The 8538-nt window shown below is 71.4% G+C and carries 8 protein-coding genes; 3 read left to right on the top strand and 5 right to left on the bottom strand.

Going from position 1 to position 8538, the window contains the following annotated elements; genetic code table 11:
• Positions 1-40 precede the first annotated feature (40 nt).
• Positions 41-862: a serine hydrolase domain-containing protein gene (locus ACYVE9_RS09705; RefSeq protein WP_461027352.1), complete on the bottom strand. Its 822-nt coding sequence runs from the start codon at positions 860-862 to the stop codon at positions 41-43.
• 71 nt (positions 863-933) lie between these two features.
• Between ACYVE9_RS09705 and ACYVE9_RS09700 the strand changes: the two genes are divergently transcribed.
• On the top strand, positions 934-1467 hold the full coding sequence (locus ACYVE9_RS09700; protein ID WP_461027351.1) for a MerR family transcriptional regulator: 534 nt from the start codon (positions 934-936) through the stop codon (positions 1465-1467).
• A gap of 253 nt (positions 1468-1720) precedes the next feature.
• Here the strand turns inward: ACYVE9_RS09700 and ACYVE9_RS09695 are convergent, their stop codons facing one another.
• The 3 genes from ACYVE9_RS09695 to ACYVE9_RS09685 form a co-directional block, all read right to left on the bottom strand.
• Positions 1721-2623, bottom strand: a complete 903-nt coding sequence (locus tag ACYVE9_RS09695) for a DUF4429 domain-containing protein (protein ID WP_461027350.1) — start codon at positions 2621-2623, stop codon at positions 1721-1723.
• A 56-nt stretch (positions 2624-2679) separates the two neighbouring features.
• Positions 2680-3888, bottom strand: a complete 1209-nt coding sequence (locus ACYVE9_RS09690; RefSeq protein ID WP_461027349.1) for an alpha/beta hydrolase — start codon at positions 3886-3888, stop codon at positions 2680-2682.
• Positions 3889-4112: 224 nt separating this feature from the next.
• Positions 4113-4793 (bottom strand): TetR family transcriptional regulator, encoded by a 681-nt coding sequence (locus ACYVE9_RS09685; protein WP_461027348.1) that lies wholly within the window; start codon positions 4791-4793, stop codon positions 4113-4115.
• Positions 4794-4907: 114 nt separating this feature from the next.
• On the opposite strand from ACYVE9_RS09685, the gene ACYVE9_RS09680 reads away from it, so the two are divergent.
• Both ACYVE9_RS09680 and ACYVE9_RS09675 read left to right on the top strand, forming a co-directional pair.
• A complete protein-coding gene (locus tag ACYVE9_RS09680) occupies positions 4908-6509 on the top strand; it encodes an MFS transporter (RefSeq protein WP_461027347.1) in 1602 nt (533 codons plus the stop codon).
• 567 nt (positions 6510-7076) lie between these two features.
• On the top strand, positions 7077-7625 hold the full coding sequence (locus ACYVE9_RS09675) for a peptidase inhibitor family I36 protein (RefSeq protein ID WP_461027346.1): 549 nt from the start codon (positions 7077-7079) through the stop codon (positions 7623-7625).
• Here the strand turns inward: ACYVE9_RS09675 and ACYVE9_RS09670 are convergent.
• Positions 7556-8356 carry a potassium channel family protein gene (locus tag ACYVE9_RS09670; protein ID WP_461027345.1) on the bottom strand — a complete coding sequence of 267 codons (801 nt, stop codon included), beginning with the start codon at positions 8354-8356 and terminating at the stop codon, positions 7556-7558. The two genes, ACYVE9_RS09675 and ACYVE9_RS09670, sit on opposite strands and share 70 nt — an antisense overlap.
• Positions 8357-8538: the final 182 nt, after the last annotated feature.

Here is an 8538-nt window from a genome sequence, read left to right as displayed (position 1 = left end):
GGAGCGCGTCGCTCGCGGCCGGTCGGTGCCGCCGCGGAGTTCAGTCGGTACCGCGGAGCTCCGCCAGCACGGCGTCCGTGAACGGCGGCCAGGCGTCCACGGCCCAGGGGCCGAAGTCCCGGTCGGCCAGCGCGACGCAGGCCGCGCCCGCCCGGGGATCCACCCACAGGAACGTTCCGGCCTGCCCGAAATGGCCGAACGTGTCAGGCGAGGACGACTCGCCCGTCCAGTGCGGCGACTTGCCGTTCCGGAGCTCGAAGCCCAGCCCCCAGTCGTTGGGGTCCTGGTGGCCGTAGCCGGGCAGTACACCCTTCACACCGGGGAACGCCACGGAGGTGGCCGTGGCCAGGGTCTGCGCCGAGACCAGCCGAGGATCCTGGAGCTCCGCGGCGAACCGCACCAGGTCGAAGAGCGTCGAGGTGCCGTCCTTGGCGGGTGAGCCGTCCAGTTCGGTGGCGGTCATGCCCAGCGGAACCAGCACGGCCTGGCGCAGGTACTCGGCGAACGGGATGTCGGTGGCCTTCTCCAGGTGATCACCCAGCACCTCAAAACCGGCGTTGGAGTAGAGCCGCCGGGTCCCGGGCTCGGACATCGTGCGGTGCTCGTCGAACGCCAGGCCGGACGTGTGCGCCAGCAGGTGCCGCACGGTGGACCCGGGCGGCCCCGCGGGCTCGTCCAGCTCCAACGCGCCTTCCTCGAGGGCGACCAGCACCGCGTAGGCGGCCAGGGGCTTCGTCACCGAGGCGAGGGCGAACCGCTGGTCTCCCACGCCGTGGTGGCCGATCGTGCGGCCGTCGGCCGCCACCACGGCAGCGGCGGCACGGGGAACCGGCCAGTTGTCGATCATCCGCAGGCTGTCCATGCCCCGAGCGTAACGCGACCGTCACCATGGCCTTGCTTGGAGTGCACTCCAACCCCATAGCGTTGGGGGTCATGACCGTGACGGAGCCCAAGACGGAGCCCAAGACGGGGTGCCGGCCCGAGTGCCGGGCGGTGTGCCAGGGGGAGCGGCCGGTGGATGCCGGGGCGGAGCACGCCCCGGCGGACCGGTGTGTGGTCACCCGCCTGACACACCCCCGGCCGGAAGGTGAGGACCACTACACCATCAGCGAGGTAGCCGCCTGGACGGGTCTGAGCGCCCACACCCTGCGCTGGTACGAACGCATCGGTCTGATGCCGCACATCGACCGGTCGCACACCGGCCAGCGCCGCTTCACCAACCGGGACCTCGACTGGCTGTCGCTGGTGGCCAAGCTGCGGCTCACCGGCATGCCGGTGGCGGACATGGTGCGCTACGCGGAGCTGGTCCGGGAGGGCGAGCACACCTTCGCCGAGCGCCGGGAGCTGCTGGTCGCCACCCGGAAGGACGTGCTGCACCGCATCGCCGAACTGCGGGACACACTCTCGGTGCTCGACTTCAAGATCGGCTTCTACGCGGAAGCGGACCGGCTGCCGGAGAGCGGCTGACCGTCGACCCAGCCGGATCGGCTCACCCCGCGGACGCCGGTGCCCCCGGGGACGCCAGAGTCCCCGCGGACGCGGGTGTCCCCGGGGCTCGCGGTGCTCCGGGGGCCCGCCCTCGCGGTCCGGGGGGCTTGGCGATTGGGGGCCGGCGATCCGGGGCCCTCGCCGCGGTGCGGTGGCTTGGCGGTGCGGTGGCTTGGGGACTCAAGGGGCTCGGGGGTTGCCGGGGTCGGGGGCCGGTGCGGCTGGGGGCTTGTCACAGTTCCGCGAGCAGCTCGGCCTTCTTGGCGGAGAACTCGTCGTCGGTCAGCAGACCCGCCTCGTGCAGCTCGCCGAGGTGCCGTATGCGTTCGGCTATGTCCCCGGGATCGGCGCGCCCCGGCCGACTGCCCACCGAGCGCCCGGCACCGACAGCCGTGGACGGCTCCAGCACGGCGGCCGGCTCGCAGTCGCGGACGGCTGCGAGCACCGCCGCGGCGAGCGGCAGCGACTCGTGCACCAGGCCGTAACCGAGCCCGAAGACCACCGTTGCCGGGTCCTGGTCCGGTTCGCCCGGCTGCTGCTCGTGTCCGTCCGGGCCTCTCGGCAGCAGCCGCAGGTGACCGCCGAGCACGTCGGGGGAGCGCCACTCCACACCCGCCAGCTCACTCACGGGAAAACGCTGGTCACCGGCCTTCCACTTCGCGGAGGAGGCGCCCGTCCAGAACCAGCGGAAGACCACCGACGTGCCGTCGAACATCGCCTTGCCGTCGTACGCCTTGAACTGGAGCGGCGCCTCGGGGGCAGGCACCAGGTAGGAGTCGGCGGGCTCGTCGGCACGTGGGCCGAGCACGCCGCGCAGTTCCGTCGCGTAGTACTCGGCGAGGGACTCCTTGGCGGCCGGCAGTAGCAGCCGGTACGGGTCGTTGCTCTCCTTCAGCTGCCCGTCCGCGACGTCGAGCAGCGGGTCCGCGCCCTTACGCGGCACCGCCCTCAACGCCACGGTTCCCTTGCGGGGGCCGGGCGACAGCTCCACATGGCTCATCGCTTCGTAGGGGACGCGTCGCTCGCGGAGCACATGGAACAGCTTCGGCGTGCGAATTCCCCGTTCGTAGCGGATGAGCACGGAGTCGGCGTCGAACTCCCAGGTGGAGTGAATTCCGGCCAGTACGTCACCCATGCGGCTCATCGTAAGCGGCGGTCGCCCGCCCGTCCCCCCTTGGTTTGCTACGCGCGTCACAGACGTGTGGTGGAGCTGTAGTCGCCGGTCCCGATCGCTGCCAGGTTCCGCAGGCTGCCCGAGCCCGGGACGAAGTACCCGGTGTGGCCCGAGGCGCCCTCGGTGGCCAGTCGTCGGGCGCCGAAAGCCGGTGACATCGGGTCGGCGCCGTGGCCCAGGCCGCCGAAGTCCAGGTGCGGAACGTCCGCGATCCAGTCGTGCTCCGCCTGCATCGCCCACACCCTCGCCTCGGTACCCAGGTCGGCTGCCTCGTCGGCCCGCATGCCGGGGCTCCCGGCGACCGCGATGTCGGTCACCCGCGCCGGGGCGTCCTTCCCGGCCACGCCGCAGACCACCGAGCCGTAGCTGTGACACATCAGTGCCACGGTGGCCGTCGCGGGCAGCGCCCGGACCAGCGCGTTGAGCCGCAGGGCGCCCCGTTCGGCCAGTTCGCCGGTGGCGGCGTCCACCCCGACGCCGCGCGGTGCGGCGTAGTCGGCCCAGGCGATCGTCGCACTGGGCAGCTTCGGACTCGCCGTGTGCATGCGCCGGTGCAGGGCCTTCGCCATGCCCACCGGAGCGGAGTACCTGAGCTGGGTCCGCTCGAAGCTGAGCAGCTCCGTTCCGACTCCGGGCACCACCACGGAGACCCGGCGGGCCTTGGCCAGGTCGCCGAAGACCTCCGCCGCCCGACCTCGGCCGGAGGGGTCGAAGGCGAGGATCTGGCGGCCGGTGCGGAGCATCGAGACGAAGCGGTTCATGCGGCGCCCGGCCTCGTGCCGTCCGGCTTCGGTCAACCGCTCGTCGCCCTTCCTGGCCCGTTCGACGCCCACCGCCTGGGCCAGTGCGAGGCGGTTGGCCCGGTAGCGCACGGGCAGCGGAACGCCGTTGAGATTGCCGACGACCAGGGGATGTCGCTCTGCGAGTTGCCGCTGCCGGCGGGTGTCCAGGGTGCGGAAGAAGCGACCGATGACGTGCGGTGCGGCGTCGACCGAGGGCAGTGCGCGGCTGTTCAGCGTCGCTTCCTGCCAGGCGGCGAGCGCGGCGGCCCGGGGCCCGGCCGGTCGGCCATGCCTGTGGTTGCCGGCAGTCCACCCCGTGGTGGCCAGCAGTACGAGGACCACCGCCAGGGCGAACATCACGCGCCAGACGGTGGAGCCGGTCAGGTCGGTCTCGGACAGACCGGTGCCGGGCAGGGGGTTTGTGAGGTCGGACAAGGATTTCACTGGGGACACACCTTAGGAGACGCCGGCCGCCCCACGGACGGAGCGTGACGCCTCTCACTTTTTTCGCCGATTGAAGTCCGCGGATCTGGACATGGGCGCGAAGGCTGAGCGTCCGGCGCATCAGGCCGGCAACGGCGTCGGCGCGGTGGTGGTTCTCCTGCGGCCCGGGCGGGGGCGTTCAGGTCGCGGCGGACGCTGCTGCCGGTCGGCAGCAGCCGGCCGGGTCAGGGGAGAGGGTGACGCGGGGTGGCGCGGTCGGTCGGTTCGTTCGGGGACTCCCTTTCGGGCTTCCAGTCGGACATGAGCGCGGGTGTCAGCTGCGCGAGGTAGTCCCTGGTACGTCGCCGCGCCCCCTGCACGCTCAAGTCCTCACTCAGTCCCCAGCTGTGCATGGCCACTCGCATCACTCCGGAGAACGCGGCCACCAGCACTCTCGGACGTGGGTCGGCCTCCGGGTCGACGCCGGCGCGGCGCGCGACCGCCTCGGTGAGGCGCTCCTCCAGCTCCATCGAGCGCCGGAGGTTCACCGAGATCAGGGCCGGGGTCGTCTCGATCAGCCGCCACATGCGCAGATGCAACTCCAGCGGCAGGACCTCGGCGATGGCTTCCCCTATGCTCTCCCAGCCCTCCTCCAGCGCGCCCATCAGTGCCGCCATGGGCGGCTCGTGCTCGGGGCGTCCTTCCACGTCGGCCAGGAAGCGCTGCTGGATCATCTCCTGGATGAAGAGGGCGGCGTCCTCCTTGCCCGCGAAGTAGCGGAAGAAGGTGCGCTGGGACACGTCGACTGCTTCGGCGATCTCGTCCACGGTGGTGCGCTCGTAGCCCTGGGAGACGAAGAGTTCGTGCGCGGCACGGATCAGCGCGTCCCGGGTGCGCTGCTTCTTGCGTTCGCGCAGACCGGTCAAACCGGGTCACCTCCAGGTGTGTAAGGCCGCCCCAGCCTAGCTGTGAGCTATCTGACAGCCCCTGTCACAAACATTCGACAGCAAAATGACAGAGGCTGACATTAATCTCGTCCCATGAGTTCTTCCACCACCCCGCTCGCCGACAGCGCACCGGAACCCGCCGTCGCCGAAGCGCGCGGCAAGCTCCGCGGCCACCCATGGGTCACTTTGTTCGCAGTGGCGATTGGCGTCATGATGGTGGCGCTGGACGGCACGATCGTCGCCGTCGCCAACCCGGCCATCCAACGTGATCTCGGCGCGTCGCTGGCCGACGTGCAGTGGATAACCAACGGCTACCTGCTGGCGCTGGCCGTCTCCCTGATCACCGCCGGCAAGCTCGGTGACCGGTTCGGTCACCGCCAGACCTTCCTGGTCGGCGTGGTCGGTTTCGCCGCCGCCTCGGCGGTGATCGGCGTGTCCGGCAGTGTGCCTATGGTCATCGGCTTCCGGGTGGTCCAGGGCCTCTTCGGTGCGCTGCTGATGCCCGCCGCACTCGGCCTGCTGCGGGCCACCTTCCCCGCCGGCAAGCTCAACATGGCGATCGGGATCTGGGGCGCTGTCATCGGTGCCTCCACGGCCGCCGGGCCGATCGTCGGCGGACTGCTCGTCGAGCACGTCAGCTGGCAGTCGGTCTTCTTCATCAACGTGCCGGTCGGCGTGATCGCGGTGGGGCTCGGCCTGGTGATCCTGCTCGACCACCGGCCCGACAACGCGCCGAAGTCCTTCGACCTGCCCGGGATCGCGCTGCTGTCCACCGCGATGTTCTGCCTCATCTGGTCGCTCATCAAGGCTCCCGAGTGGGGCTGGGGCGACACCCGCACCCTGCTCTTCCTGGCGGTCTCGGTGCTCACCTTCGCCGCGTTCGTCGCCTGGGAGCGCAAGGTGGCCGAGCCGCTTCTGCCACTGGGTATGTTCCGCTCGGTCCCGCTGTCCGCGGGCACCGTGCTGATGGTCCTGATGGCCTTCGGATTCATGGGCGGCATCTTCTTCGTCACCTTCTACCTGCAGAACGTGCACGGCATGAGCCCCGTGGACAGCGGGCTGCACCTGCTGCCGCTCACCGCCATGATGATCATCGCCTCGCCGATGGCAGGAGCGATCATCACGCGCGTCGGGCCGCGCGTCCCGCTGGTCGGCGCGATGCTGGTCACCGCCGTGGCGATGTTCGGCATGTCCACCCTGGAGCCGGGCACGGGCACCGCCCAGATGTCCCTGTGGTTCGCGCTCCTGGGCCTGGGCCTCGCGCCCGTCATGGTCGGAGCCACCGAGGTCATCGTCGGCAACGCACCGCTCGAGCACGCCGGTGTCGCCGGCGGTCTCCAGCAGTCGGCCATGCAGGTCGGTGGCAGCCTCGGCACCGCCGTTCTCGGCGCTGTGGTGGCCTCCCGGGTGAGCAGCACGCTGCCGGAGAAGTGGCAGGCCGCCCAACTGCCTCCGCTCGAGGGTGAACAGGGTGAGCGGCTGCGGGCCGCCGCGGAACTCGGAATGGCCCCGCCGGCAACCGAGGGCACCCCGCCCGAGGTGGTGCGGGCCATGTCCGCCGCCGTGCACGACTCCTTCATCTCGGGCATGAGCCTGGCCTTCACCATCGCCGGTGTCGTCGCGCTGCTCGCCGCGGGCGTCGCGATGTTCACCAAGCGGGGCACGGCAGACACGGGACCCGCCGTCCACATCTAGGCGGGACGGCGGCACACGTGGCACCGCTCGCCGGTGGTGCCCGGTGGCGGAGCGTGGACACGGACCCTCCGCCACCGGGCCGGCTGTCCGGACATGGACGGAGGCCGTCAGCCGCGCGGCCGGACTGCCTGAGCCGTGGGAATCGCCTGCGGCGTGGAGACCGAGGACGGGACGGGCCCCACCGAACGGGTACGTGGCCCGGGCCGGGGCCGCGCGTGGCAGGTCTTCTGCGGGCACGCGCGGCGGCCGTCCTCCTCGGTGGCCGGGTGCGCTGCTTCCCCGGTCGGCCTGCGGGTGTGATTCCTGCATGTCCTGCCTCCTCGAGCACTGCGGGAAGGTGCTCCCGCTGGGCGGGAGCACCGGGTGTGATGGATTGGCGCTGAACGTACAGTGCGCGGCGCTCGTGGCCGGGAGACCTGTGGACAACTCGGCAGTTGTGCATAACTCGGCCATCCGTGCAGGTGAACCGGCCGGTCTGCTCTTGGCAGGCCGGCCGGTCGCGCCGAGGCTGGTGCCAGTCGGTGCTGAGGGCGCCGGCCTCGGAACCTTCACGGGGGAGTTGTGCACATGCGAAAAATCCCTGCTGCCCTGGTGGCCGTCCTCCTGACGGCACTCACCGCCATCGCGGCACCGCAGGCCTCTTCCGCTCCGGTGGCAGCGCCGGCCGGGGCCACGGCCCCGAGCCCGTTGGCGTACCGCACGCCGATGGTGTCCCGCACGGTCCCGGTGGGGCGGACGCCGCTGGCCGTCCGGCCGCTGTCGGCCGCCCCAGCGCCCGCGCTGGCACGGACGTCCGCCGTCGGCCCGTTGCCGCCTTCGGTCAGGTCCGAGTCCCGCCTGGGACGGTGCGAGGCGGGGCGGGTGTGCCTGTGGCGGTCACGGGACTTCACCGGCCGGCGGTACGCCTACGAGCTGGCGGACGTCACGACGGGCGACTGCGTCAGGCTGCCCACCCCCGCCGGTACTGCCGCGCTCGCCAACCGCACCGGCCGGCCCGTCACCGTCTACCAGAGTCCGGTGTGTGCGGAGACAGGCGAGTTCTCGACCTATCCCTCCGGCAGTTGGGCGCCCGAATCCCCGTACGCGGTCCGTGCCTTCAAGGTGTGGGAGCGGTGATCGACCGAGAGCGCGGCCACCTCGGCTCGCAGCAGACCCACCTCCGCGGTGAGTTGCACGAGCGCGTCGGCCTGGCGCTGGGAGCTGTCGTCGGTCCGGTCGAAGCGTGCGATGAACCAGGCCGCGATGTTGGCCGTCACGGTTCCCAGCAGGGCGATGCCGGAGAGCATCAATCCCACGGCGAGCACCCGCCCGAGACCGGTCGTCGGTGCGAGGTCCCCGTACCCGACGGTGGTCATGGTGGTGAAGGACCACCACACTGCGTCCCCGAGGGTCTGAATGGTCGAGCCCGGAGCGTCGCGCTCGACTTCGAGCACGGCCAACGAGCCGAACATCAGCAAGCCCGCGCAGCTGCCCGCCACGTAGGTGGTGAGTTGCACCTGGGACGCCATCCGCGCTCGTTGACCGACGAGGACAAGAGCCGACACGAGCCGCAGCAGGCGCAGCGGCTGGAGCAGTGGGAGGATCACCGCGAGCAGCGCCAGCGGATGCCTGCGCACGAAGTCCCACCGCTGCTCGGCCAGCGTGAGCCGCACCACGTAGTCGACGCCGAAGGCCAACCACACCGACCACTCGGCCACCGCACACGCGCGTACCAGCAGCGGGTCCACCTCCGCGTCCACGATCGGGATCGCGTAGGCCACCCCGAACACCAGGGCGAGCAGCAGCAGCGGGACCTGCACCCGCTGCTCCCAACGACGCCGCTTCTGGTCGCTGCGTATGTCTCGCATGCAAGGAGTCCCTTCCCCGATCCCGTTCCGCTCCGTCCCGCAGCCGGCGTCCAGCCGGCCACCCCGCCGGCCCTGCCGGTTCGGGATGCACCGCCCCGCCGGCCGACAGCGCGAGCCCCTGCCTCTCCGCGCGTCCCTGTGACGCGCGGAGAACCCGAGAGGCCGCACGGACCGCTGTCGCC

It is taken from the genome of Streptomyces sparsus, assembly GCF_054776295.1.
This window is presented reverse-complemented; position numbering and strand designations above follow the sequence as displayed.

What these genes read in the sequence shown, in the direction of transcription:
- ACYVE9_RS09705 (WP_461027352.1), bottom strand. Translation starts at nt 862, where the DNA reads ATGGACAGCCTGCGGATGATCGACAACTGGCCGGTTCCCCGTGCCGCC.
- ACYVE9_RS09700 (WP_461027351.1), top strand. Translation starts at nt 934, where the DNA reads ATGACCGTGACGGAGCCCAAGACGGAGCCCAAGACGGGGTGCCGGCCC.
- ACYVE9_RS09695 (WP_461027350.1), bottom strand. Translation starts at nt 2,623, where the DNA reads ATGGGTGACGTACTGGCCGGAATTCACTCCACCTGGGAGTTCGACGCC.
- ACYVE9_RS09680 (WP_461027347.1), top strand. Translation starts at nt 4,908, where the DNA reads ATGAGTTCTTCCACCACCCCGCTCGCCGACAGCGCACCGGAACCCGCC.
- ACYVE9_RS09675 (WP_461027346.1), top strand. Translation starts at nt 7,077, where the DNA reads ATGCGAAAAATCCCTGCTGCCCTGGTGGCCGTCCTCCTGACGGCACTC.
- ACYVE9_RS09670 (WP_461027345.1), bottom strand. Translation starts at nt 8,356, where the DNA reads ATGCGAGACATACGCAGCGACCAGAAGCGGCGTCGTTGGGAGCAGCGG.